The 23,565-nt window shown below is 68.9% G+C and carries 22 protein-coding genes and 1 tRNA gene; 11 read left to right on the top strand and 12 right to left on the bottom strand.

Annotation, left to right across the window (positions count from 1 at the left end):
- Nucleotides 1–6: 6 nt before the first annotated feature.
- From Q0Q47_RS26180 to Q0Q47_RS26165, 4 genes are all read left to right on the top strand, one after another.
- Complete coding sequence (locus Q0Q47_RS26180; protein ID WP_293867238.1) at nt 7–327, top strand: RNA-binding S4 domain-containing protein; 321 nt, start codon at nt 7–9, stop codon at nt 325–327.
- Between the two features lie 100 nt (nt 328–427).
- The gene (fdxA, locus tag Q0Q47_RS26175) at nt 428–766 is read left to right on the top strand and encodes a ferredoxin FdxA (protein ID WP_293867236.1); all 339 of its coding nucleotides are present in this window, start codon (nt 428–430) and stop codon (nt 764–766) included.
- Between the two features lie 382 nt (nt 767–1,148).
- Nucleotides 1,149–1,745 (top strand): CarD family transcriptional regulator, encoded by a 597-nt coding sequence (locus tag Q0Q47_RS26170; protein ID WP_293867250.1) that lies wholly within the window; start codon nt 1,149–1,151, stop codon nt 1,743–1,745.
- A 151-nt stretch (nt 1,746–1,896) separates the two neighbouring features.
- Nucleotides 1,897–1,981, top strand: a tRNA-Leu gene (locus Q0Q47_RS26165).
- Between the two features lie 41 nt (nt 1,982–2,022).
- On the opposite strand, the gene Q0Q47_RS26160 is transcribed toward Q0Q47_RS26165, so the two are convergent.
- Nucleotides 2,023–3,276, bottom strand: a complete 1,254-nt coding sequence (locus Q0Q47_RS26160) for a PAS domain-containing sensor histidine kinase (protein ID WP_293867234.1) — start codon at nt 3,274–3,276, stop codon at nt 2,023–2,025.
- 233 nt (nt 3,277–3,509) lie between these two features.
- On the opposite strand from Q0Q47_RS26160, the gene Q0Q47_RS26155 reads away from it, so the two are divergent.
- Together Q0Q47_RS26155 and Q0Q47_RS26150 are read left to right on the top strand one after the other, a co-directional pair.
- Entirely contained in the window at nt 3,510–4,979 is a 1,470-nt protein-coding gene (locus tag Q0Q47_RS26155) for a hypothetical protein (protein WP_293867232.1), read from the top strand.
- A gap of 52 nt (nt 4,980–5,031) precedes the next feature.
- The gene (locus Q0Q47_RS26150) at nt 5,032–5,370 is read left to right on the top strand and encodes a hypothetical protein (protein ID WP_293867230.1); all 339 of its coding nucleotides are present in this window, start codon (nt 5,032–5,034) and stop codon (nt 5,368–5,370) included.
- A 79-nt stretch (nt 5,371–5,449) separates the two neighbouring features.
- Here Q0Q47_RS26150 and Q0Q47_RS26145 read toward each other — a convergent pair whose 3' ends face one another.
- The 6 genes from Q0Q47_RS26145 to rsfS form a co-directional block, all read right to left on the bottom strand.
- The gene (locus Q0Q47_RS26145; RefSeq protein WP_293867228.1) at nt 5,450–5,956 is read right to left on the bottom strand and encodes an RNA pyrophosphohydrolase; all 507 of its coding nucleotides are present in this window, start codon (nt 5,954–5,956) and stop codon (nt 5,450–5,452) included.
- Between the two features lie 39 nt (nt 5,957–5,995).
- Complete coding sequence (locus Q0Q47_RS26140) at nt 5,996–7,204, bottom strand: divergent polysaccharide deacetylase family protein (protein ID WP_293867226.1); 1,209 nt, start codon at nt 7,202–7,204, stop codon at nt 5,996–5,998.
- A gap of 245 nt (nt 7,205–7,449) precedes the next feature.
- On the bottom strand, nt 7,450–8,778 hold the full coding sequence (locus tag Q0Q47_RS26135) for a S41 family peptidase (protein ID WP_293867248.1): 1,329 nt from the start codon (nt 8,776–8,778) through the stop codon (nt 7,450–7,452).
- Nucleotides 8,778–10,181, bottom strand: coding sequence for a peptidoglycan DD-metalloendopeptidase family protein (locus Q0Q47_RS26130; RefSeq protein WP_293867223.1), 1,404 nt, complete (start codon nt 10,179–10,181; stop codon nt 8,778–8,780). Before Q0Q47_RS26130 ends, Q0Q47_RS26135 begins: the two co-directional genes overlap by 1 nt.
- 16 nt (nt 10,182–10,197) lie before the next feature.
- Nucleotides 10,198–10,677, bottom strand: coding sequence for a 23S rRNA (pseudouridine(1915)-N(3))-methyltransferase RlmH (gene rlmH, locus Q0Q47_RS26125; protein ID WP_293867220.1), 480 nt, complete (start codon nt 10,675–10,677; stop codon nt 10,198–10,200).
- 18 nt (nt 10,678–10,695) lie between these two features.
- Nucleotides 10,696–11,052: a ribosome silencing factor gene (gene rsfS / locus Q0Q47_RS26120; protein WP_293867246.1), complete on the bottom strand. Its 357-nt coding sequence runs from the start codon at nt 11,050–11,052 to the stop codon at nt 10,696–10,698.
- Between the two features lie 302 nt (nt 11,053–11,354).
- Between rsfS and Q0Q47_RS26115 the strand changes: the two genes are divergently transcribed.
- From Q0Q47_RS26115 to Q0Q47_RS26105, 3 genes are all read left to right on the top strand, one after another.
- A complete protein-coding gene (locus tag Q0Q47_RS26115; protein WP_293867217.1) occupies nt 11,355–13,160 on the top strand; it encodes a long-chain-acyl-CoA synthetase in 1,806 nt (601 codons plus the stop codon).
- Nucleotides 13,161–13,296: 136 nt separating this feature from the next.
- On the top strand, nt 13,297–14,562 hold the full coding sequence (locus tag Q0Q47_RS26110) for a GNAT family N-acetyltransferase (protein WP_293867214.1): 1,266 nt from the start codon (nt 13,297–13,299) through the stop codon (nt 14,560–14,562).
- Nucleotides 14,559–15,551: a cupin-like domain-containing protein gene (locus tag Q0Q47_RS26105; RefSeq protein WP_293867212.1), complete on the top strand. Its 993-nt coding sequence runs from the start codon at nt 14,559–14,561 to the stop codon at nt 15,549–15,551. Before Q0Q47_RS26110 ends, Q0Q47_RS26105 begins: the two co-directional genes overlap by 4 nt.
- 39 nt (nt 15,552–15,590) lie before the next feature.
- Here the strand turns inward: Q0Q47_RS26105 and Q0Q47_RS26100 are convergent, their stop codons facing one another.
- The 4 genes from Q0Q47_RS26100 to Q0Q47_RS26085 all read right to left on the bottom strand — a co-directional run bounded on the left by Q0Q47_RS26100 (nt 15,591) and on the right by Q0Q47_RS26085 (nt 19,948).
- Nucleotides 15,591–17,207: an AMP-binding protein gene (locus tag Q0Q47_RS26100; protein ID WP_293867210.1), complete on the bottom strand. Its 1,617-nt coding sequence runs from the start codon at nt 17,205–17,207 to the stop codon at nt 15,591–15,593.
- A 107-nt stretch (nt 17,208–17,314) separates the two neighbouring features.
- On the bottom strand, nt 17,315–18,103 hold the full coding sequence (locus Q0Q47_RS26095; RefSeq protein ID WP_293867208.1) for an ABC transporter permease: 789 nt from the start codon (nt 18,101–18,103) through the stop codon (nt 17,315–17,317).
- A complete protein-coding gene (locus tag Q0Q47_RS26090; protein ID WP_293867205.1) occupies nt 18,100–18,885 on the bottom strand; it encodes an ABC transporter ATP-binding protein in 786 nt (261 codons plus the stop codon). Before Q0Q47_RS26090 ends, Q0Q47_RS26095 begins: the two co-directional genes overlap by 4 nt.
- Nucleotides 18,886–18,919: 34 nt before the next feature.
- Complete coding sequence (locus tag Q0Q47_RS26085) at nt 18,920–19,948, bottom strand: ABC transporter substrate-binding protein (RefSeq protein ID WP_293867202.1); 1,029 nt, start codon at nt 19,946–19,948, stop codon at nt 18,920–18,922.
- 299 nt (nt 19,949–20,247) lie between these two features.
- Between Q0Q47_RS26085 and Q0Q47_RS26080 the strand changes: the two genes are divergently transcribed.
- Nucleotides 20,248–21,252, top strand: coding sequence for a TerC family protein (locus Q0Q47_RS26080; protein ID WP_293867199.1), 1,005 nt, complete (start codon nt 20,248–20,250; stop codon nt 21,250–21,252).
- A gap of 12 nt (nt 21,253–21,264) precedes the next feature.
- Here the strand turns inward: Q0Q47_RS26080 and Q0Q47_RS26075 are convergent, their stop codons facing one another.
- Nucleotides 21,265–22,593 (bottom strand): NRAMP family divalent metal transporter, encoded by a 1,329-nt coding sequence (locus tag Q0Q47_RS26075; RefSeq protein ID WP_293867196.1) that lies wholly within the window; start codon nt 22,591–22,593, stop codon nt 21,265–21,267.
- 164 nt (nt 22,594–22,757) lie between these two features.
- Between Q0Q47_RS26075 and Q0Q47_RS26070 the strand changes: the two genes are divergently transcribed.
- Nucleotides 22,758–23,378 (top strand): TetR/AcrR family transcriptional regulator, encoded by a 621-nt coding sequence (locus Q0Q47_RS26070; RefSeq protein ID WP_293867193.1) that lies wholly within the window; start codon nt 22,758–22,760, stop codon nt 23,376–23,378.
- Nucleotides 23,379–23,565 lie beyond the last annotated feature (187 nt).

The following is a 23,565-nucleotide window of genomic DNA, read 5'->3' as shown; positions in this document are numbered from 1 at the left end:
CGCCTGGTGGCCCGCCAGCGCGAACCGCGGGACGAGGATGCACCGGATCCCGCGGAGCGCCAGCGGCTCGACAAGTGGCTGGTCTATGCCCGGTTCGCCCGCACCCGGTCGATGGCCACCGACCTGGTTGAGGGCGGGCGGGTCCGCGTGAACGGGCAGCGCGTCACGAACACGAGCCGCCTGGTCGGCCCGGGGGACGTTCTGACCATGGCCTTGCCGCATGCGACCAAGGTCGTCCGCATCCTGGGGGCCGCCGAGCGCAGGGGCTCCTTCCCGGACGCGCAGCAGCTCTACGAGGACTTGGGATCGGGAAACGAGCGGACCTGATGCGCGGCGGCGTTGCCTTGCCAGCGCGGCGCATCTCCGCTACGGAGGCTGTCGACCCTGTCCTTGAGAAGGACCGGCCGCTGGGGGCCGGAAGCACCACATGACGTATGTCGTCGTCGAGAACTGCATCAAGTGCAAGTACATGGACTGCGTTGAAGTGTGTCCGGTGGACTGCTTCTACGAGGGCGAGAACATGCTCGTCATCCACCCCGACGAATGCATCGATTGCGGCGTCTGCGAACCCGAATGCCCGGCCGAGGCGATCAAGCCCGACACCGAGCCGGGTCTCGACAAGTGGCTGAAGCTCAATGCCGAGTACGCCAAGGGCTGGCCCAACATCACCGTCAAGCGTGACGCCCCCGGCGACGCCAAGGAGCACGACGGTGAAGAGGGCAAGCTCGAGAAGTATTTCTCCCCGAACCCGGGTGAGGGCGACTGAACGATCCGGCCTCCGGCTGTGTCAAGCTGGAGTTAACGTAAGGGTTGCCGTGCGGGTCAGATGGCCCGCGCGGACGAAAGCCTTTGATTTAGTGCCCGTTTTGAGGTAGTATCTCTGTTGTGGTCGATCGCGCCCGGCAGATCCTGAACCATCCCACCTCTCCCCTTGGCTGCGGCCTGATGCCGTGGCGGGAGTACCCGAAACGGCGACGGGGTCGCCCGGTCATTGGGATAGCAGGCTTGCGGTTTCGTCATTCGGCTCGGTGAATCTCCGCGGCGTGGACTGTATCGATCGGTCCGGGCCGTGGTGTTGTCGTGCCGGGGAGGACCCGGCCTTGCGTGATGAGCCGGCCTGCGCGCCGGCACGGGAGAAGAACTGGATCATGACGAACGCCAAGAAGAATTCCCACCGCCAGGGTTATCGGACCGGCGAGTATGTCGTTTATCCGGCCCACGGCGTGGGGCAGATCACGGCGATCGAGGAGCAGGAGGTCGCTGGCTTCAAGCTCGAGCTGTTCGTGATCTCGTTCGAGAAGGACAAGATGACGCTGCGCGTCCCGACCGCGAAGGCCGCGGCCGTGGGCATGCGCAAGCTCGCCGAGAACGCGCTCGTCACCAAGGCGCTCGAAACCATCACCGGCCGCGCCCGCGTCAAGCGCACCATGTGGTCGCGCCGCGCCCAGGAATACGAGGCGAAGATCAATTCCGGCGACCTGATCGCCATCGCTGAAGTCGTGCGCGATCTGCATCGCTCCGACGCCCAGCCCGAGCAGTCCTATTCCGAGCGTCAGCTCTACGAGGCGGCCCTCGACCGCATGGCGCGCGAGGTCGCGGCCGTGAACAAGCTGCACGAGGGCGAGGCCCTGAAGCTCATCGAGGCGCAGCTCGCCAAGTCCCCGAAGCGGGCGAAGCCGGCCGACGCCGACGCCGATGCGGAATCGGCCTCCGACATCGACGAAGTCGAGGAAGAGGCGGCCTGAACCGCCACCTCTTGCCCCTGATTGCAAAGGCCCGGCTCACGCCGGGCCTTTTGCTTTGCGGGCCTTTTGCCTTGACGCCGACGATTTCCCCGCCTGCCACGTTGACCTGCGAGTCCCGGCGGCTATGATCCGCCCGCTGCCCTCGGGGCATGCCCCTGTGGCGGAACTGGTAGACGCGCTCGACTCAAAATCGAGTTCCGCAAGGAGTGCTGGTTCGATCCCGGCCAGGGGCACCAAACAATCTCTCCTCCTCGGCAGTCCCGCGGGTACTTACCGTTCAGAAGGTGCCGGGCGGATGGGCCTGGTCGCCATCGCCCTCGTCGTCCGACGCCAGGAACGTCATCTCGCAGACGAGACCCGTCGCGTGCCACGCGATATCGATCGAGCGGTTCGCCGTGGCAAAGCCGCGGCCGAGCAGCCGCGATCCGAAGCCGGAATGGGTCGGCTGCGACACCGTTGGCCCACCCTCCTCCACCCAGGCCAGGTGGACGCGCCGCGCCGCGGGATCGGCCAGGCGCCAGCGGATCGAGACATGGCCGTCGGCGGTCGAGAGCGCGCCATACTTGACCGCATTGGTGGCCAGTTCGTGCAGCGCCATGTTCAGGGCGAGCGCGAGGTCGGCCGCGATGGCCACGCTCGGTCCTTCGACGAAGACGCGGTCGTAGGGCGCGAGCGTCTGCGTCACCACGTCCGACAGCAGGGCGCCTTCCCACGATTCCGTCATCAGCAGGTCGTGAGCCCGCGCCATCGCCGTGATCCGTGCCGTCAGGGCGTCCCGGTACTGTGCGGCCGTCCCGGACGTGGCGGTCTGACGCGCCAGGGACAGCGCCGACGTCAGCACGTTCTTCACGCGGTGATTGAGCTCGCGCATGAGAAACTTTTGCTTCTCGATGGTCGCCCGGGTGTCGGTGATGTCGCGAAACGTGACGGCGATGCGGTCGCCGCCGGCGCGCGTGGCGAAGTTGTAGAACCAGCGGCGGCCGGCCTCGAGCATGAACTCGTCGGCCGCCGGAATGCCGGTCTCGAGCACGGTGACGTAGCGGGTGAACAGGGCCTCCCGGCTCACCGTGGGAGAGCTGTCCAGGTAGCTCTGGCCGACGAGCTGCCGCGCGGGGCCCAGCACGCGCTCGGCCGCCGCGTTCATGGCGATCCTGCGCAGGTCGACGACCTTTCCTGCGCCGTCCCTGATCGCCTCGTAGATGACGATGCCGTCCAGCGCGACGTGCTGGACGACGCCGTACAGGTCCTCCAGCTCGCGCAGGTCCGCACGCGAGCGCCTGAGACCCACGGCCAGCACCGACAGGACGCCGCAGGAGGCCACGAACAGCGCGGCGTTGAGGGCCATGTCCGCCGGCGGCTGGCCGGGCGGCATGAACAGCCATACGGCAAGCCCCGTCGCGGCCGCCGTGGTGGCGAGCGCGGGCAGCGTTCCCCCCGTGAAGGCGGCCCAGGTGACGACGGGGAAATACAAGGCGAAGGGCACGACGAGCGCGGCGTAGGCGCCCAGCTGCCAGCGCAAACCGGTCGCCACGGCAATGCCTGCCCCGGCCTCGACACAGGCGCGGAGCAGTGACCGGGGTGCGACGAGCCGCTCGAACCAACCATTCGGGTCGGACGAGCCGCGGCCAATGCGAGCTGAGCCCATGGTCCGGTCAACGCGCTGCCACGCCAAAGGTTCCCTGGCGCGTTGACACCGTCCGCTGCGCGTGTAACCGTTTGGTGAATTAGCGCGACCGCCGATCGGGTCCGCAGGGGAAGAAACGCATGAAGTTCGGTGACTATCCCAAGGTCGCGTCGCTCGCGACCGGCGAGGGCTTCAAGGCTTATCTGCAGGCCCAGGGCCTTGCGATGCCGTTCGACGACGTCATCGAGGCAGGTCCCTCCTCACCCCTGGCACAGCCCCTGTCCGTTGGGCGGATGCGCATCGGCAATCGCCTCGCCGTCAATCCCATGGAAGGCTGGGACGGCCAGACCGACGGTCGCCCCTCGGCCAATACCATCCGGCGCTGGCGGCATTTCGGCCTCAGCGGGGCAAAACTCATCTGGGGCGGCGAAGCCGTGGCCGTGCGGGCCGACGGACGGGCGAATCCCAACCAGCTCATGCTGACGGACGCGACCCAGGGCGACATCGCGGGACTCCGCGACACGCTGGTGAAGGCCCACCGGGAGGCCTTCGGCAACGACGACGGGCTCGTCGTCGGCCTGCAGCTCACCCATTCCGGCCGCTTCTGCAAGCCGGACGACCACAAGCGCTTCAAGCCGATGATTGCCTACCGGCACCCCGTGCTGGACCGGAAGTTCGGGATCACCTCCGACGACGCGGTGATGAGCGACGACGACCTGAAGCGCCTGATCGACGATTTCGTGCGCGCCTCGAAGCAGGCCCTGGCCTGTGGCTACGACTTCGTCGACCTGAAGCATTGCCACGGCTATCTCGCCCACGAGCTGCTGACGGCCGTCGACCGGCCCGGCCCCTTCGGCGGCAGCCTGGAGAACCGCACGCGCTTCCTGCGGGAGATCACGGCCGGCATCCGCGCCGAGGCCCCCGGCCTGGAGATCGGCGTCCGCCTGAGCGCCGCCGATTTCGTGCCGTTCAAGCCCGACCCGGAGCAATCGACCCCCGGCGCTCTCGGCCCGGGCATCCCCGAGACCGTGGCCCTGCCCTACCCCTACGCCTTCGGCGCCGATCCCCAGGATCCGACCCGCGTCGACCTGGCCGAACCCGCGGCGATGATGACGATCATGCGCGAGCTGGGAATTGTTTTCGTCAACGTCACGCTGGGCAGCCCCTATTATACGCCGCATCTCATCCGCCCGGCCATCTATCCCCCGTCCGACGGCTACGCCCCTCCCGAGGAGCCGCTCGCCGGCGTCATGCGGCACCTGGAGGTCGTGCGCGATCTCAAGAGGCTGTTCCCCGACATGGTCTTCGTCGGCAGCGGCTACACCTACCTGCAGGACTTCTTCGGCCATGTCGCCCAGGCCGTCGTGCGCGAGGGCTGGACCGACAGCGTGGGCCTCGGCCGCATGATGCTGTCCTATCCCGAACTGGCCGCCGACACGCTCGCCGGCCGCCCGAGCCAGCGCAAGCGCCTGTGCCGCACCTTCAGCGACTGCACCACGGCGCCGCGCAACGGCATCGTCTCGGGCTGCTATCCGCTGGACCAGCACTACAAGAAGTCGCCGGAGTTCAAGGCGCTGGCCGCGATCAAGAAGCCCGCCAAGGTGGACTGACGCCCCACCACGGCTTGGCGGCCTGTTAACCGGCCCGTGCGAGGCTCGCGCCATGAGCCCGAAATCTCACGGCCGTGCCATGGCCACCGCGCTTGCCACGGGCGCGGCTCTCCTGGCTGCTCCCGCCGTGGGGCAGGTGCTCCAGCAACCCTCGTCGGATCCGCAGATGCGGCTGCAGATCCAGCTCCCGCCCGCGCCGGCGCCCGATGCGGCCCGATGCCCCGACACGGGCTCCTTCGTGGTCGTCGGCCCGACCGTGAAGCGCGGCGAGCCGATCACCGCCCAGGCCTGGAACGACTGCGCCGACCTGCCGAGCCGATCGGCACCGCAGCAGCCGCTGATCGGCGTCGAGATCCCCGTTCCGATGACGCAGGGCAGGCCCCGGCGCTAGCGCGTGCCGCCGAAGGTCACATCCGGCCTTTCGCGGGACGCATCAAGACGCCCGGACACGCAAAGGCGACCCGGCCCGATCAGCGCCCGGCCAAATGGGCGAAGGCCGCCACGACCTGCTCGTAGACCGGCCGCTTGAACGGGATGATCAGCGAGGCGAGCCGGTCCATCCGTTCCCAGCGCCAGGCCCGGAATTCCGGCTTGTGCCCACCGGCGGGCGCGTGGATGTCGATTTCCGCGTCGTCCCCTTCGAACCGAAGCGCAAACCACTTTTGCGTCTGCCCGCGGTAGCGGCCCTTCCAGGCCTTGCCCGCCACGTCCGGCGGCAGGTCGTAGGCGAACCAGCCGGGCGACTGCGCCAGGAGTGAGGTGCTGGTGACGTTGGTCTCCTCCGCGAGCTCGCGCAGGGCCGCCGCGTAGGGATCCTCGCCCTCGTCGATGCCGCCCTGCGGCATCTGCCAGCTGTGGCTCGCATCGACGTGCTCGGGCCCGGCGGCCGCCTTGCGTTGACCCACGAACACGAGGCCGTCGCGGTTGAGGAGCATCACGCCGACGCAACGGCGATAGGGAAGGTCTTCGAAGGCCATGGCGCAGTCCGGGCGGGAGGAGATCGTCCCCCCGGTCTATCAGCCCCGGTCGCCGCGCGCCACGATGGCACTCACCGGCACGAGCTGGAAGCCGCGGCTCTCCAGCCCCTTGGCCCAGGCCGCGATGCGCTCGATGGACACCGGCAGCCCGCTCGCGACCCCGACGGCCGTGCCCTTGTCCCGGGCGATGGTCTCGAGACGCGCGAGCTGGTCGTCGATCGTGGCGGCCTTCGGCACGGTGTCGACGGTCACGTCGGCCTTGGCCGCCGGCATCTTCAGGCTCTGCGCGAGCGTGGGCACGAGCGAGCGCGCCGAACTGCCGTCGTCCAGCACCATCAGGCCGCGGCCGGCGATCTCGCGCAGCACGGGTCCGACCGACGCCTCGCGCGCGGTGAACTTGCCGCCCATGTAGTTGACGATGCCCACGTAGCCGGGAAAGCGGCTCATGACCCACTGCAGCCGGTCGAGCGTCTCCCCCGACGTGGCCGTCGCCGTGAGCGTGTGCGGCCCGGGGTCGTTGTCGGGATAGTCGAACGGCTCCATCGGCACCTGGAGCAGCACCTCGTGGCCGTCCTCGCGGGCGCGGCCGACCTGACGCTCGATGTCGGTGCCATAGGGGGCGAAAGCCAGCGTGACGGGACCGGGAAGCTTGGCCACCGCATCGCTCGTGAGGGACTGGCTGAGCCCCATCCCACCCATGACGATCGCGATGCGTCCCACCACCTTGCCCGCCGGCGGCACGACCGGACGCGCATAGACCTCGAGCGGACGGGCCCCGTCGGGCCCGATCTTCGGCAGCATGCCCTGGCGGCCCCGCTCGATGAGGCGCTTGTCGGGTGCGGGCGCGAGCTTGTCGGGATTGCCGGGAACGCGAATGACGATCGAGGGCGGCGCCTCGCCGCTGCCCCGCACGACCTTGACGCCGCTGGCGCTCTCGAGCTCGGCGGCGGTCGCGCGCTCCGGCGTGCTCTGGTCCTCGCCCGTCACGGTGCGGACACCGGTGTCGGGTTGCGCGGCCGGGGGAGCGACCGGCTGCGCCTGCGGCTTCGAGCGCTCGATGCGGCTCACCACGACGGGCTCGCCGCCGTCGGGATCGCGGGCCACCGCCAGCCAGCCGGCCAGCGCCAGGCAGACGAGACCCGACCCCGCCACCACGATCTGGCTCCACGGCAGCACGGGAAGCCGGCGCCGCCTGGTGGCGGGCTCCAGCCCCAGTGGCCGGGTCAACTCGTCGTGGCTGATGGTCAAGCGTTCCTCTTGGCGAAATCGGTCTACCGGAACCTGAGCCGGGCCGGACCGGGACCGGTCATGGCCCCCTCACGCAACGCACGAACGACTGCGGCGAATCATAGCGCAAATCCATGCCAAGGTCGCGGTCCCGGAGCAACTGGGGACTGTGCGGATGGGCGCGCGCGCGGAACCGGCACGCGGGACGGCTGGAATCGAAACGGCGGGGCCCTGCCCCGCCGCTCGATCGTCCCGACGGTCGCGGGTCAGTTCTGCTTGGTCTTGTCCGGCTGCTTGGCCGCGCTGCTGGCGTCGTTCACCTTGACGCCGCGCAGCAGGTCCAGCGCGTAGTTGAGCTGCTTGTCGTTCTTGGGATCCGGCGGAACGTAGGCGGAAGAACCACCCTGCTCGTCCTCGCCGTTCTTCAGGTGTCCCTTGAGCGCGGCCTCGCCCTTGGTCTCATCCTTGCCCTTCAGCTCGGCCGGGACCTCGTTGAGCACCTGGATCTCGGGATCGATGCCCTTGGCCTGGATGGAGCGGCCCGACGGCGTGTAGTAGCGCGCCGTGGTGAGGCGGATGGCGCCGTTCGAGCCCAGCGGAATGATCGTCTGGACCGAGCCCTTGCCGAAGGACCGCGAGCCGATGATCGTCGCGCGCTTGTGGTCCTGAAGGGCGCCGGCCACGATTTCCGACGCCGAGGCGGAACCGCCGTTGATCAGCACGACCACCGGCTTGCCCTTGGTCAGGTCGCCGGCGCGGGCGTTGTAGCGCTGGGTCTCGTCGGCGTTGCGGCCGCGGGTCGAAACGATCTCGCCGCGCTCGAGGAAGGCGTCGGACACCGCGATGGCCTGGTCGAGGAGGCCGCCCGGGTTGTTGCGCAGGTCGATGACGAAGCCCTTCAGCTTGTCGCCGCCGATGTCCTTGGTGAGGCTGTCGATCGAGTTCTTGAGCCCTTCGAAGGTCTGCTCGTTGAACTGGGTGATGCGGATGTATCCGACGTCGGTCTCGTTGCGCGAGCGCACCGAGCGGATCCGGATCACGTCGCGGGTCAGCTTCAGCTCGAGGCCGTCGGAAGCTCCCTTGCGGGCGATCTTGAGGCGCACCGAGGAGTTCACGGCGCCGCGCATCTTCTCGACGGCCTGGTTGAGCGTCAGGCCCTGCACGGGCTCGTCGTCGATGTGGGTGATCACGTCACCGGCCATGACGCCGGCGCGGGACGCCGGGGTGTCGTCGATGGGAGTCACGACCTTGATCAGGCCCTCTTCCATCGTGACCTCGATGCCGAGGCCGCCGAACTCGCCGCGCGTCTGCACCTGCATGTCGCGGAAGCTCTTGGAATCGAGATAGCTCGAATGCGGGTCGAGACCCGAGAGCATGCCGTTGATGGCCGACTCGATCAGCTTGCCCTCGTCCGGCTTCTCCACGTAGTCCGAGCGAATCTTCTCGAACACGTCGCCGAACAGGTTGAGCTGTCGGTAGGTGTCGGAGGCCGCGGCCACGGCACTCGTCGTCGACAAGAGCCGGCTCTGCGTCGCCAGGGTCACGGTACCGGCGCCGAGCATGGCGCCGAGCAGGAGGAGTGAGAGCTTGCGCATCATCCGCGAACTTTCTCGTTCGTCGAGGCCGCCCACCAGGGCGACGGGTCGATCGACACACCGTCTTTTCGAAACTCAACATAGAGCACGGGTTGGGTCGTGTCGCTACCCACCGATGCCGCCGTCGCCTGCGACGCCTCGCCCATCACGGCGACCGGTTCTCCGGTCAGCACGAATTGCCCGAGCGCGACGTTGATCCGTTCCATGCCAGCAAGAAGGACATAGTACCCGCCGCCCGCATTGATGATCAAGAGTTGGCCATAGCTGCGGAACGGCCCGGCATAAGCCACCCAACCATCACATGGCGCCGAAACCATGGCGCCCTGGCGGGTTCCGTAGGCGGCCCCCTTCAGCGTTCCGCCGGCGGCGTCGGACGCGTTGAATCCCTTCAAAAGCGAGCCCACGACGGGCAAAGGCAGCAGTCCGCGCGTCTCGGCGAAGGAAACCTTCGGCGCCAGCCGTGCGGGATCGCGGAAGGCGAGCGCCGCGATCTTGTCGCGCGTCTCCTTGGCCTGCGCGTCGTTGGCGTTGCGGGCATCGGCCTCGGCCCGCTCGGCGGCGCGCCGCGCCTCGTCGGTGGCCTTGCCGGAGGCCTCGATCTCCCCTTCCAGCCGCCCGATCAAATCCTTGAGAGTTTGGGCCGACTGAACCATCGCGGCGATTCGCTCGCCCTCCTCCCGCGCCTTCTTCTCGGCGGAGGCCACCTCCTGCTGGCGTGCCTCGACGAGCGCCGCGACGCGCTGGCGGTCCTCGGCGAGCGACGTGACGTCCCGGGCCAGTTGCTCGCGCTCGGTGACGGCCGTGGAGCGCAGGCGCACGAGTTCGGACAGGTCGCCGGCGAGCGCTTCCGTCTCCTGCCGCAGTTCCGGCAGCACGGCGCCGAGCAGCATCGACGCGCGCACCGCCTCCAGCATGTCCTCGGGGCGTACGAGCACGGCGGGCGGAGGGCTGCGGCCCAACCGCTGCAGCGCGGCCAGCACCTCCACGATGACGTTGCGCCGCGCCGACAGGGACCGCCGGATCGCCTCCTCCGTCTGGGACAGCGTCACCAGGCGCTGCTCGATGGCGGTGATGCGCCCCTCGGTGGCGCGCAGCCGGGCCGTCGTGTCGACGAGGGCGGCATTGAGCCTCGCCCGGTCCGCACGCAGTCCGTTGACCTCCGCCTCGAGCTTGGCCTTCACGTCCGTGGACGACTGGAGCAGCCGCTCGGCCGCCTCCAGTTCGAGGCGCCGCGTCGAGCGCTCCATCTCCTTCTCGGCCAGGCGGTCGGGAGGCAGGATGGCGGACGGCGCCGCCGGGCGCGGCCCGGGCGGTTGCTGGGCGAGCGCCGGGCCGCAGGCCACCCAGCATGCCGCCAGCAGCACGGGCATGCGGACCATCGCGGCGGAACGGCGGCTGGGCATGGGGCTGCGTGACTCCTCAGGCCCGATGATAGGGATGCCCGGACAGAATTGTCATGGCGCGATAGAGCTGTTCGGCCACAAGCCCGCGGACGATCTGGTGCGGCAACGTCATGCGCCCGAAGGAAATGCGGGCCTCCGCGGTCCCGGCCAGCGCGGGATCGAGCCCGTCCGGGCCGCCGATCACCATCGCCATGCTGCGCCTGCCCGCATCGCGGCCCGCGGCCAATAGCCCGGCAAAGGCTTCGCTGGTCGGCGAGGAGCCCTTCTCGTCGAAGACGACGAGGCCGGAGTCGCCCGCCTTCGCCCGAAGGGCGACGGCCTCCTCGGCCTTGCGGTCGACCGGGCGCTGGGCGCGGCTCTCAGGCAGTTCGACGCTATCGAAACCGGTGAAGCCCAGGGGGCGGCCGGTGGCGACCGCCCTCTCGCCGTAGCGCGCGACCAGTTCGCGCTCGGGTCCGTCCTTCAGACGCCCGACAGCCAGAATCAGGATGCGCACGACGGCGGTCGTGCGCGATCAGGAAACGGCGCGCTGCTCGCCCGGCCGGTCACCACCCCACATCTTCTCGAGATTGTAGAAGTGGCGGACTTCCGGTCGGAAGACGTGCACGATCACGTCGCCCGCATCGATCAGCACCCAGTCGCAATGCGGCAGGCCTTCGACGCGCAAATCCTTGCGGCCGCGCTCCTTCAGCATCTCGATGACGTGATCGGCAATCGATCCGACATGCCTGTTGGAGCGGCCCGACGTCACGATCATGGCATCCGCGAGGGTGGTCTTGCCCGCCAGGTCGATCACGACCGTTTCTTCGGCTTTCGAATCGTCGAGAACGCCGAGAATGAGCGGGAGTGAGGCGCCGGCATCCGGCTCGATCGAACCGGTGGCGGCGATGGGCGAAGTGGTTTCGACTTCGCGCAGACCAGGTCTCGTCAGCTTGGTATCCTCTCGACACCGTGCGCACACCGCGCACTGTTCCAATATAAGCCGAAACGACGAAAAGTTCCACAACGGGCGCGCACGTGCAGTTCCGGACCCTCGCAACTCCTACTGTTCATATGTGAACGATATTGCACGGCCGGTCTCGACCCCCTATCACCGGGGCCGACGGATCGGCATGATGAACGGACGTCGGGCGACGCGAGTCGAACCGGGCGCGATGCGGGGGGAGAGTGCATATGGCGCTTCTGGAGCGTCTCGCGAGTGAGTTTGCGTATCTGAAGGGATCGCTGCGCATCCTGCGTCGGACGTCCCCGATCGCCCGCAACCCGCGCGTGACGATCAACGACGTCCTGCCGGAGGTCTGCGCGCGCTTCGCCGACCGCACCGCCCTCCTCACCGAAGGCCAGACCCTCACCTTCGCGGACTTCGACGCCCGCGTGAACAAGGTGGCGCATTGGGCCCGCTCGCGAGGCCTGGGCAAGGGCGACGTGGTGGCCCTGCTGATGGGCAACCGGCCGGACTACCTCTGCGTCTGGCTGGGCATCGCCCGAGTCGGCGCGGCGACGGCCCTCATCAACACCAACCTGACCGGCGCCGCGCTCACGCACTCGATCGCCATCGTGAAGGCGAAGATCGCTATCGTCGGATCGGAACACCTGCGCGCCTTCCAGGTCGCCAGCGCGGCCTTGCCCGAGACGCCCGACCTGTGGGTTCACGGAGCGGCCGAGGGCGCCCACCAGCGGTTCGACACGGCGCTGGACGCCCTGCCCGGCGGACCCCTTCCCGCCGAGGCGCGGCCCGCGCTCACCATCGAGGATCGCTGCGTCTTCATCTACACGTCGGGAACCACCGGGCTTCCCAAGGCCGCCAACATCAACCATTACCGCATCATGGCGATGGCCCGGGGCTTCTCGGCCCTGATGAACACCGGTCCGGACGACCGGATGTACGACTGCCTGCCGATGTACCATTCCAACGGCGGCACGCTGGCCACCCTCGGCACGCTCATCGAAGGCGGCAGCGTCGTCATCCGGGAGCGCTTCTCGGCCCGCGACTTCTGGCCCGACATCATCCGGCACCAGTGCACGCTGTTCTTCTACATCGGCGAGCTGTGCCGATACCTGCTCAATGCGCCGCCCGGCCCGCAGGACCGCGCGCACAAGATCCGGCTCATCTGCGGCAACGGGTTGAGGCCCGACGTCTGGACGCCGTTCGTGTCCCGCTTCGGCATCCCGCAGGTGCGCGAGTTCTATGCCGCCACCGAGGGCAACGTCGTGCTGTTCAACCTCGACAGCCGGCCGGGCTCCGTCGGGCGCATTCCGAAATGGGCCGAGAAGCGGTTCGTGGTGAAGATCGTCCGCTTCGACGTCGAGCGGGGCGAGCCCATCCGGGGACCGGACGGCTTCTGCCAGCCCTGCGCCCCGGACGAGGTGGGCGAGATCCTCGGGCAGATCATCAACGACCCCGCCAAGCCGGCGAACCGCTTCGAAGGCTATGCCGACCGCGCCGCCACCGAAACGAAGATCCTGCGCGACGTGTTCGAGAAGGGCGACGCGTGGTTCCGCTCGGGCGACCTGATGCGGCGCGATGCCGACGGCTACTTCTTCTTCGTGGACCGCATCGGCGACACCTTCCGCTGGAAGGGCGAGAACGTCGCGACCTCCGAGGTCTCCGAGACGATCTCGGTCATCCCGGGGATCGCGGAATGCACCGTGTACGGCGTCAAGGTCCCGGGCTGTGAAGGCCGCGCCGGAATGGCGGCCCTGGTTCTCGATCCGAGCGTCGACTTCGACACCGTCGCCTTCCACGCCTATCTGGCCACGCATCTTCCCGACTATGCCAGGCCCGTCTTCCTGCGGATCCGCCCGGCCCTCGACGTGACCGGCACCTTCAAGCAACGCAAGGTGGATCTCGTGAAGGAAGGCGCCGATCCCGCCGGCATCGCCGATCCATTGTTCGTATTGCACCCAAAAGAAAAACGGTTCATTCGCCTCGACGCGGAACTTTACGCCGCGATCACCGGCGGGCAGATCAGGTTGTAACCCTTCAAAGATCAACTGGTACGCGAATTGAGAGGACGGGCAGGTCGGTGCCATCCCGTCCCCCGCGTCGACCGATTTCGGGACATTAACGTCCTGTTCTCGTCGGCCGACCGTCCTGAAAGCGTACGAGTTGCCCATGTCGCGTTCCGCCTTCCCGGCCACCGCTTCGGCCGGGGTCCTTCCCCCGGCCGGTCCACGGTCCCTGTTCCGCCTGGCTCCGCCCCCCCTGCGGGAGGCCGCCGCCGCATCCGCGGCCAGCGCCGCCCTGGCGGTCGACATCTGCGGCCTGATGCAGGCGGGCGACCACGCGCCGGCCTGGCGCGACCTCGCCCTGCGCTCGCTGGAGCGCAACGTCTTCTACGAGCCTGACTTCGCGCTCGCGGTGACCCGCCACATGCGCGACTTCGCCCGACCCGTCTTCGCCATGGTGCGCGATCCGCGCAAGCCGGCCGAGTCCGGGCTGCTGGGCCTGTTTCCCGTGGTCATGCCCAAGGGCGCGCTGGGGACGCTGGAACTGTTCGGCTGGCGCCACGAGCAACTGGCGCTGGGCACGCCGCTCGTCGACCGCGACCACGCCCCGGCCGTCATTGCCGCCTTCCTGGACTGGATCGCACGCCAGAGCAGCCGCGCCGGCGGTGTCCTGCTTCCGTTCATCACCGAGGACGGCCCGACCGCGGCCGCCATTCGCTCCGTCGCCGAGGCGACCGGGCGCGGCATCCGCCGCTTCGGCGAGCACCAGCGCGCCGTGCTGCGCGGGGGTGCGACCCTCGACGAGACGCTCGGGCGCTCCATGCCCGGCAAGAAGGTGAAGGAACTGCGCCGCCTGCGCCGCAGGCTCGAGGAGCGCGGCGCGGTGGAGGTCGTGCGCCATGCCGACCCGCGCGGCGTCCGCGACGCGACCGAGCTTTTCCTTGCGCTCGAGGCGAAGGGGTGGAAGGGCCGCAACGGGACGGCGTTCCTCGACAACGCCAACGCCGCCACGTTCCTGCGGACCGTGACCCGCTCGCTCGCCCAGCAGGGCGAATGCAGCGTGGACGTGATGTCGGTGGGCGGCACGGCCGCGGGCGTCGGCATCATCCTTGGCGACGCGACGCGATCCTTCTACTGGAAGACCACGTTCGACGAAGAGCTCTCGACCTACTCGCCCGGCGTCCAGCTCACCCTGGAGATGTCCTCCCGCCAGCTGGAAGGCGGCGTGACCGAGACCGACAGCTGCGCCATTGCCGACCATCCGATGATCGACCGGCTCTGGCCCGACCGGCTGGCCGTCGCCGACTGGTTCGTCGAGGCCCGCGGCGCCAGCGCCTCGGCCGCCTTCGCGGCCGCCGGCGAGAGCGCCCGCCGCTCCATCCGATCCACCGCCAAGAATCTCTACCATCTCGCCAAGGGACGGAAGCCATGACCGACGCGCCGACACTCGACCGCGCCCCCGCGACGACCGCCAAGGGCCAGCCCGCCCGCCTCGTGTCCTTCGACGGCGCCGAGATGCGGTCGCGATTCCCCAACGAGCCGTTCCGCCTGGGGCACGCGCTGTCGTCGCACCCGCTTTTCACGATCACCCGGCTCGCCGAGCTGGCCCGCACCCTGCCGCGCGACCAGGTCGAGATGACCGAGGCGGCCGTGAAGGTGGAGACGCGCTTCGAGGACGTGAAGATCATCGACGCGCCCGCCGACGAGGTGGTCCGCCGCATCGAGTCGGGCCATGCCTGGATGGTGCTGAAGCGCGTGGAGCGGGATCCGGCCTACGCCGCGCTGCTGCGCGAGATGCTGGACGACGTCGCCCGCGGCGCGGGCTTCGCCGATTGCGACGAGGCCGGCTTCTACGACCTGCAGGGCTTCATCTTCGTGACCTCGCCGCGGGCCGTGACGCCGTTCCACTACGACCCGGAAGAGAACATGTTCGTCCAGATCCGCGGACGAAAGGCCTTCCACCAGTACGACAATCGCGACCGCTCGATCCTCTCCGACGAGGAGCTGGAGATCAGCCCCTCCAAGCATCGCAACCTCACCTTCGACCCCGCCTTCGACACCCGCAAGACGAGCTTCTACCTGGAGGGCGGCGAAGGCTGCTTCGTGCCGCACCTGTGGCCGCACTGGGTCGAGACGTTCGACGACCTGTCGATCTCCATGGCCTTCACCTGGAAGAGCCCGGCCGCCGACCGGCTGAACACGCTGCTGCAGGCGAACGGGCTTCTGCGCCACCTCGGCCTGCCGCAGGCCAGCCCCGGGCAGCGTCCGATGCTCGACACCGCCAAGGTCGCGGGCTACCGCGCCATGCGGGCCGTCATCGCCCCCCTGCGCCGCAGCGAAGGCATGCGGCGCGCGCTGCGCGGCCTGCTCTTCGGCCGCAAGGCCAACTATTACTACGGCAAGGACGGCGAGGCGGCCTGACAAGGGCCGCCGCGCTGGTCTCCGGGTCCGTCGACCCGCTCAGGCGACCGCCCGCAGGGCGCGCCGGATGACCTTGCCCGTGGTGGTGAGGGGCAGCGTGTCGACGAAGGCCACCTCGCGCGGGTATTCGTGGGCGGAGAGCCGCTCGCGGACGAACCGCTGGATGTCGGCGGCCAGTGCGTCGCTCGACGGATGCCCGGGCTTCAGCACGACGAAGGCCTTCACGATCTCGGTTCGCAGCGGATCGGGCTTGCCCACGGCCGCGGCGTTGGTGACGGCTGGATGGCGGATCAGGCAGTCCTCGATCTCGGTCGGCCCGATGCGGTAGCCGGACGAGGTGATCACGTCGTCGTCCCGGCCGACGAAGCGGACATAGCCGTCGGCGTCCATGACGCCCTGGTCCCCCGTCGTCATCCAGTCGCCGACGAACTTGTCGCGCGTCGCCTCCGGGCGGTTCCAGTATTCCAGGAACATCACCGGGTCGGGCCGGCGCACGGCGATCTGGCCCTGTTCGCCGGGCGCGCAGGCGAGGCCGTCCGGCCCGATGATCGCCACCTCGTGCCCCGGGACGGCCTTGCCGATCGAGCCCGGCCGGACCACGCCCAGCGTGGCGCAAGAGGCCAGGACCAGGTTGCACTCGGTCTGGCCGAACGCCTCGTTGATGGTGAGGCCGAGCGCCTCGCGCCCCCAGGCGAGCGTCTCGGCTCCGAGGGCCTCACCGGCCGAGGCCACGGTGCGCAGGGCGAGGTCGTGGCGGCCCTTCGGCGGGGCGACCGAGCGCAGCATCCGCAGGGCGGTCGGCGGGACGAAGGTGTTGCGCACGCGCAGGCGCGCCATCATCGCGAAGACCCGCTCGGGATCGAACTTCTCCTGCTTCCAGGCCACCACCGGCATGCCGTGGTGCAGGGAGGGCAGCAGCGCGTTGAGGAGGCCGCCGGCCCAGGCCCAGTCGGCCGGCGTCCACATGAGGTCGCCGGTCTGCGGGTAGAACTCGTGCACGAGTTCGAAGCCCGGCAGGTGACCCAGCAGCACGCGGTGCCCGTGCAGCGCGCCCTTGGGCTGGCCCGTCGTGCCGGACGTGAAGATCATCATGGCCGGGTCGTCGGGCCCCGTGTCCACGGGAGTGAAGACGGCGCTCTCGGCCTGCATGGCGGCGGCGAGGCCGTCCGCCCCGCCTCCGGCGCCGTCGGTGCACAGCACCACGTCCAGCGCCGGCAGGTCGCGGCGCACCGGCGCCAGTCGCTCGACCCCGGCCGCGTTGGTGATAAGCCCCTTGGCGCCGGCATCGCGCAGCCGATAGGCCAGTCCGTCGACGCCGAAAAGCACCGCCAGCGGCAAGGCCACCGCGCCGAGCTTGTAGATCGCGACATGGGCGACGACGACGTCCCGGCACTGCGGCAGGAGGATCGCCACCCGGTCGCCGCGCCCGATGCCGCGCCGGCGAAGCGCCTGGGCCAGCCGGTTGGAGGCATCCCGGATCTCGCCGAACGTGACGGCGGTGACGCCGTCGTCGGCGGCGACGTCGAGGAGCGCCGGGCGCTGCGGATCCAGCGTGGCCCAGCGGTCGCAGACGTCCACGCCGATGTTGTAGCGCTCCGGGATCGGCCAGCGGAACGACGCGCGCAGGGCCTCGAAATCGCGGATGGCAGGCAGCATGGTCGCAGGCTCGTCACCTCAGGGGAGGCGGAGACTACGCCTGCTGCACTGCAACACAAGATCGACCTCGGGCGGAGGTGAACGAACGCTCACCTGCGCGGCTTCGCTCACGCCGCGAAGTTCGAGCGCTGCGCCCAGCCGGTCGTGCGACGCTCCAGCACGGCCATCGCGGCGTAGATGATCACGCCCAGGATACCGAGAGCGACGAGTGCGGCGAACAGCAACGGCACATTGAAGTCGGCGCTGGCGCGCGCCATCAGGTTGCCGATGCCGTAGTTGGACGCGTTGTACTCGGCGATGACCGAGCCGACATAGGCCAGCGTGATCGCCACCTTCAGCGAGCCGAAGAAGTACGGCATCGACCGCGGGATGCCGACCTTGGCGATGATGTCGAGCTTGGAGGCGCCCAGCGCGCGCATCACGTCCTCCACCTCGGGCTCGATGGTGGCCAGGCCCGTCGCCACATTCACGACGATGGGAAAGAAGGAGATCAGGAACGCGGTGAGCACCGCCGGCATCCAGCCGACGCCGAACCAGATCACCAGGATCGGGACGACCGCGACCTTGGGGATGGCGTTGAAGGCCACCAGCAGGGGATAGCTGCCCGCGTGGACGAGGCGCGAGGCGCCGAGCGCCACGCCGAGGAGGATGCCGGCCACCACGGCGATGCCGAAGCCGGCGAGTGTCATCCACAGCGTGTGGGCGGAGTGGAAGGCCAGCGGCCCGCGATACTCCCACATTGCCACGGCGACCGCGCTCGGCGGCGGCAGCACGAAGGACGACACCTTGAAGATCCGGCAGATCGCCTCCCAGACCAGGAAGAAGCCTACGGTGAAGACCCACGGCGCGACGGCGAGGGCCATCTTGCTCGGGCCGGGCGCAGCGACGGTGCTCATGCCGCGGACCTCGCGTGGGCGATATGGCCCCGCAGTTCATGGACGATGTCGCTGAACTCGGGCGTGTAGGTGACTTCCAGGTCCCGCGGGCGCGGGAGACCGATCTCGCGCTCCGCGATGATCCGGCCCGGGCGCGCGCTCATGCAGAAGACGCGGTCGGCCAGGAACACGGCCTCGCGCAGGTCGTGCGTGACGAGGATGACCGTGACCTTGCGCGCGGCGTGCAGGTCGCGGATGACGCACCACAGCTCCTCGCGCGTGAAGGCGTCGAGCGCCCCGAAGGGCTCGTCCAGCATCAGGAGCTGGGGCTCGTGGATGAGGGCCCGGCAGAGCGAGGCGCGCTGCTGCATGCCCCCGGAGAGCTGCCAGGGAAACTTGTTGCCCATGCCCTTGAGGCCCACCTGCTCCAGCAGGGCCTCGGCGCGGGCGACGTATTCGTCCCGGTGGCGACGCAGGCGCCCGCGGTGCGGCTGGACGATCTCGAGCGGCAGCAACAGGTTGTCCAGCGTCGTGCGCCACGGCAGGAGCGTGGGGTTCTGGAACGCCATGCCCGAGATCTTCACCGGGGCGCCGACGCGCGCCCCGGCGACGGTGACGACGCCGGCCTGCGGGAACTGCAGGCCGGTCGCCAGCTTCATGACGGTGGACTTGCCGCAGCCCGACGGGCCGACGATGGCGGCGAACTCGCCCTCGCCGACGGCGATCGTCATGCCGTCGACGGCGGGCGCGCCCGTGCCGCCATAGGCGTGCGTGACGCCCGTGAGGGAGACGAAGGGAACCATGGACACTCCGGTCGGGCCGTGGGCGCGGCGGCGGTCAGTTCACCTTGCGGTCCGCCGCCGGCGGCAGGAACGCGTCGGTGAAGATGTCCTCGGTCTTCGGCTTCGCCTTGTAGGTGAAGGTCAGCCCGATCTGGTCGATGGAGCGCGAGAAGCGGTCCGGATCGATCCCGCCCCAGCCGTTGGCCTTGACCCACGGCGTCAGCATGTTCTGCTCCAGCACCATCTTGAGACGCTCGAGCTCGACGTCCTTCTTCACCACGTCGTTGCGCTTGATGACGGAGTCGACCGCGGTCGACGGGTCGGCCACCGTGTCCTTGAAGCCCTTCACGAGGGCCTTGATGAAGCCCTTCACCGCCTCGGGCTTTTCCTTGGCGAACGCGGCGTTGACCATGATCACGTTGCCGTAGAGCTCGACGCCGTAGTCGGCCATCAGCAGGGTGACAATGTCGTCCACCGGCACGCCGCGGCTCTTGACGTTGATGTAGGACGACATGGCGAAACCGAAGACGGCATCGACCTCGCCCGAGGCCAGCATCGGCTCGCGCACGGGGAAGCCCACGTTCTCGAACTTCATGCCGGAATCGTCGAGCTTGTTGACGGTCTTGAAGATCGGCCACTGGGCGTAGGCGCCGTCGGCCGCCGGCGCGCCGAACTTCTTGCCCTGCAGGCTCTTCACGTCGGTGGAGATCCCGCGGCTCTTGCGCCCGATGATGGCGAAGGGCGGCTTGTCGTAGACCATCAGCACGGCCTTGACGTCCACGCCCGGGTTCTCGTCGCGGAATCGCACCAGCGAGTTCACGTCGCCGAAACCAAGCTGGTAGGTTCCCGACGCCACGCGCGGGATGGTCTCGCGGGAGCCGTTGCCGATGTCGATCGTGACATCCAGGCCCTCAGCCTTGAAGTAGCCCTTGTCGATGGCCACGACGAACGGGGCGGCGGGGCCCTCGTAGCGCCAGTCCAGCGTGAAACGGATCGCGGTCTGCGCGGCCGCCGAGCCCGCGCCGGCCACGATTCCCAGGACGACCGCGGCGGCGCGCAGGGCCCGGGCAGCATGATTGGACATTACATTCCTCCACAAGAATATTGGCGTGCTGTAACGATCTAGCGCGGAGCCTCGCAACATCCATGCCGCGTGTCATCCCGGGACAGACCGGGCGACGTGAGCTTGAGCGGCGGGGGATCAGCATGGCGCCGCCTGTTCAGCGGTCAGTTTGCCTGTTTTTTTCTCAGTGACGACTATCGGCCGGGGGCTTGACGCTTGCAAGGGGCCACCCCACTTCCGCCGGAAGGTGACCGGGCCCCTCTGACGGAAGTTCAACTCTTCCGTGATGTCGGCACCCTCTCGAACCAAGGGGTCCCGGAATGCTCGACTTCGTCGCGCTCGAATTCTTGTCGAAGCCCATCTGGATGTGGGCGATCTTCGGCACCGTCGTCATCGTGCTGATGGCGTTCGATCTCGGTGTGCTGCACCGCGACAGTTCCAAGGAGATTTCCGTCAAGGAGAGCCTCTGGCTGTCGGCCTTCTACATCTCCATCGGCCTCGCCTTCGGCGGCTGGGTCTGGGTGTCGCTCTCGCCCCAGGCCGCGGTGGAGTACTGGACGGGATTCGTCATCGAGAAGAGCCTCTCGATGGACAACATCTTCGTCATCGCGATGATCTTCGGCTATTTCGGCATTCCCCGCGGCTCGCAGTACCGGGTGCTGTTCTGGGGCATTCTCGCCGTCATCGTCATGCGCGGCCTGATGATCGGCGCCGGCGCGGCCCTGCTCGCCCGCTTCGACTGGATCCTCTACGTCTTCGCCGCCTTCCTCGTGATCACCGGCGTGAAGATGCTGATCGGTGCCGACAGCGCCTACGACGTGGAATCCAACCCGCTGCTCAAGCTGATGCGGCGCCGGTTCCGCGTGACCGACAAGCTGCATGGCGAGGCCTTCATGGTGCGCCAGCCCGATCCGGCAACCGGCAAGATGGTCTGGGCCCTCACCCCGCTGTTCCTGGTGCTGGTGCTCGTCAACGTCGCCGACGTGATCTTCGCGGTCGACTCGGTGCCGGCCATCTTCGCCATCACCAAGGACACCTACATCGTCTTCACCTCGAACATCTTCGCGATCCTTGGCCTGCGTGCCCTCTACTTCGCCCTGGCCGCGATGATCGACCGCTTCGCCTACCTGAAATACGCGCTGGCGGCGGTCCTGATCTTCATCGGCACGAAGATCGCGGTGGCCGACATGCTGGGTCTCGCCAAGGTGCCCCCGTCCGTCTCGCTCGGCGTCACCTTCGCCCTGCTCTTCGCCGGCATCGGGTACTCGCTGTGGAAGACGCGGTCCGCTGCTCCCGCGGTGGAAGCCGGCGCCCAGGCAAAGTGAGCCGCGGCCCGCTCAGCCTGCCGACCAGGTGACGAAAAGTGCGACGACGACGCCTGCCATGACGATCGTCGCCGCCCAGCCGCCGGCCCTGAGGACAGGGCCGGCGGCAACGTTTCCCATGACCTTCCGGCTGGAGACGAGGACCATCATCACGGCCATCACCGGAACGGCCACGATGCCGTTGATGACCGCGGTCCAGAACAGCATCCGCATGGGGTCGAGCGGCGAAAGCGCGATGAGCGCGCCGATGAAGGTCGACCCCGCCACGATCGAGTAGAACCCCTTCGCCTGCGCCGGCGCGAGTTCCAGGCTGGAGCGCCAGTGCAGGGCCTCCGCGACGGCGTAGGCCGCCGATCCCGCCAGGACCGGCACCGCGAGCAGCCCCGTGCCGATGATGCCCGCGGCGAACAGGTAGAAGGTGAGGTCACCGGCCAGCGGCCGCAGGGCCTCGGCCGCCTCCGACGCCGTGGTGATGGTCGTGATCCCCTCGACGCTCAGCGTCGCCGCGGTCGTGACGATGATGCTGGCCGCGATGAGGTTCGAAAATCCCATCCCGATGGCGGTGTCGATGCCGATGCGCACGAGGGTCGGCCGGGTGCCCCGCTTGAGGGTGCGCAGCGGGTGGGGCCGGCGCGAGAGGTTCATGTCCTCCACCTCCTCCGCCGCCTGCCAAAAGAAGACGTAGGGGCTGATGGTGGTGCCGAAGACGGCCACGACCATGACGATCGTCGTCTGGTCCAGCGCGATGCTGGGCAGGAAGGCCCCCCGCAACGCCTCGCCCCATGGAATGTGGACGCTGAGCGCCGTGGCCACGTAGACGAGGAGCACCATCGTCAGGAGCTTGAGGAACGGCGCATAGCGCCGATAGGGAATGAAGACCTCCAGCGTGAGGCAGAAGAGGCCGAAACCGACGGCCAACAGCGCCGGATGGCCGCCCGCGACGAGATTGAGCGCCGCACCCATGGCCGCGAGATCGGCGGCGATGTTGATCGTGTTGGCGGCCAGGACCAGGAACACGAGCCAGGTGACCACCCACCCCGGGAACACCGAGCGGATGTTGGCGACGATCCCCTCTCCCGTGGACCGGCCGATCCGCGCACCGACGATCTGGATGGCCACCATGAACGGATAGGTGATCACCACCGTCCACAGCATGCCGAAGCCGAACTGGGCGCCGGCCTGCGAATAGGTGGCGATGCCGGACGGATCGTCGTCGGCCGCGCCGGCCACGAGGCCGGGCCCAAGCAGATGAAGGAGCGTCTTGCGGGCATGGCCGTGCCGGGCTTGCGGGCGGCCATCCGTCTCGGGCCGCGCAGGGGACGGCCGTTCGGTATCGCTCATGGCATGCTCCTGGTGGCGGGCGGGACCATGGCGCGAAGGGGATAGCAGGCCTTTCGCGAGACACATGCAGTCACGACGCAAGTAGAGCACGGCGGGACGGGCAGGCCTATGCGCCCGTCTCAACCCGCTCCCGCATCCGCCGCACATGGTCTAGGCTCGCGGCCATGAACGCGCCCGTCCCCGCAGCCTCCGACGCGCCGTCCACCGATGCCAGGATCCTGGCGGTGGCGACGGATCACCTGCGCCGCTACGGGCAGGAGCGCACCACGGTGGTTTCGGTGGCCCGCGCCGCGGGCATGAGCCACGCCAACGTCTACCGCTACTTCCCGTCCAAGGCCGCCCTCATCGACGCCGTGACGGCGCAGTGGCTGCGGCCGCTCGAAACGCAGTTGCTCGTGGTGGCCGACGCGCCCGACCCCGCCGACGACAAGCTCGAGCGCCTGCTGCTGGCCTGGGCCGGCGCGCTGCGCGAGCGGCTGGAGCTGGATCCCGACGTGTTCGATGTCTTCGTCGAGGCCCACACCGCAATGCGCGGCGTGGTGCGCAAGCACCGCTCGCGCATTCGCGGCCTCGTCGAGCGGATCGTGGAGGAAGGCGTCGGGTCGGGCGTGTTCGCCATCAGGCGCACCGACCGGGCCACGACGCTCGTGCTGGACGCGCTCTTCCGCTTCGTCCACCCCGCCGCCGTGCGCCTCGACCGCGAACTGTCCCGCCGGGTCATGGAGGAGCGGCTGACCGTCGTCGTCCGCGCCGTGCTGCGCGCGATGAAGGCGGGGACGCTTTAGGAGCGCCGGACCGACGCAACCTGCGGCGCTCGACACAAGGAATCTTGTGACGGCAACGACCCCCTCGTCTCGAGAGGGTGTGAAAATGTGGCCAGTGCAGCTTGCCTCACACTCTCCGCGTCATGGCCGGGCCTGGCCCGGCCACCCACGACTTGAGAATGGCGCCGGCAAAGTCGTGGGGCCCCGG

Source organism: uncultured Alsobacter sp. (assembly GCF_945952055.1).
In the GTDB taxonomy this organism is placed as follows: domain Bacteria; phylum Pseudomonadota; class Alphaproteobacteria; order Rhizobiales; family Beijerinckiaceae; genus Alsobacter.
The sequence above is the reverse complement of the archived record's forward strand: the minus strand, read 5'-3'. Positions and strand labels throughout refer to the sequence as shown.

Bases quoted from the DNA above. Each gene is read 5' to 3' on its own strand.
- fdxA (WP_293867236.1), top strand. From the start codon at position 428: ATGACGTATGTCGTCGTCGAGAACTGCATCAAGTGCAAGTACATGGAC.
- Q0Q47_RS26170 (WP_293867250.1), top strand. From the start codon at position 1,149: ATGACGAACGCCAAGAAGAATTCCCACCGCCAGGGTTATCGGACCGGC.
- Q0Q47_RS26155 (WP_293867232.1), top strand. From the start codon at position 3,510: ATGAAGTTCGGTGACTATCCCAAGGTCGCGTCGCTCGCGACCGGCGAG.
- Q0Q47_RS26150 (WP_293867230.1), top strand. From the start codon at position 5,032: ATGAGCCCGAAATCTCACGGCCGTGCCATGGCCACCGCGCTTGCCACG.
- Q0Q47_RS26145 (WP_293867228.1), bottom strand. From the start codon at position 5,956: ATGGCCTTCGAAGACCTTCCCTATCGCCGTTGCGTCGGCGTGATGCTC.
- Q0Q47_RS26135 (WP_293867248.1), bottom strand. From the start codon at position 8,778: ATGCGCAAGCTCTCACTCCTCCTGCTCGGCGCCATGCTCGGCGCCGGT.
- Q0Q47_RS26130 (WP_293867223.1), bottom strand. From the start codon at position 10,181: ATGCCCAGCCGCCGTTCCGCCGCGATGGTCCGCATGCCCGTGCTGCTG.
- Q0Q47_RS26115 (WP_293867217.1), top strand. From the start codon at position 11,355: ATGGCGCTTCTGGAGCGTCTCGCGAGTGAGTTTGCGTATCTGAAGGGA.
- Q0Q47_RS26110 (WP_293867214.1), top strand. From the start codon at position 13,297: ATGTCGCGTTCCGCCTTCCCGGCCACCGCTTCGGCCGGGGTCCTTCCC.
- Q0Q47_RS26105 (WP_293867212.1), top strand. From the start codon at position 14,559: ATGACCGACGCGCCGACACTCGACCGCGCCCCCGCGACGACCGCCAAG.
- Q0Q47_RS26100 (WP_293867210.1), bottom strand. From the start codon at position 17,207: ATGCTGCCTGCCATCCGCGATTTCGAGGCCCTGCGCGCGTCGTTCCGC.
- Q0Q47_RS26095 (WP_293867208.1), bottom strand. From the start codon at position 18,103: ATGAGCACCGTCGCTGCGCCCGGCCCGAGCAAGATGGCCCTCGCCGTC.
- Q0Q47_RS26090 (WP_293867205.1), bottom strand. From the start codon at position 18,885: ATGGTTCCCTTCGTCTCCCTCACGGGCGTCACGCACGCCTATGGCGGC.
- Q0Q47_RS26085 (WP_293867202.1), bottom strand. From the start codon at position 19,948: ATGTCCAATCATGCTGCCCGGGCCCTGCGCGCCGCCGCGGTCGTCCTG.
- Q0Q47_RS26080 (WP_293867199.1), top strand. From the start codon at position 20,248: ATGCTCGACTTCGTCGCGCTCGAATTCTTGTCGAAGCCCATCTGGATG.
- Q0Q47_RS26075 (WP_293867196.1), bottom strand. From the start codon at position 22,593: ATGAGCGATACCGAACGGCCGTCCCCTGCGCGGCCCGAGACGGATGGC.
- Q0Q47_RS26070 (WP_293867193.1), top strand. From the start codon at position 22,758: ATGAACGCGCCCGTCCCCGCAGCCTCCGACGCGCCGTCCACCGATGCC.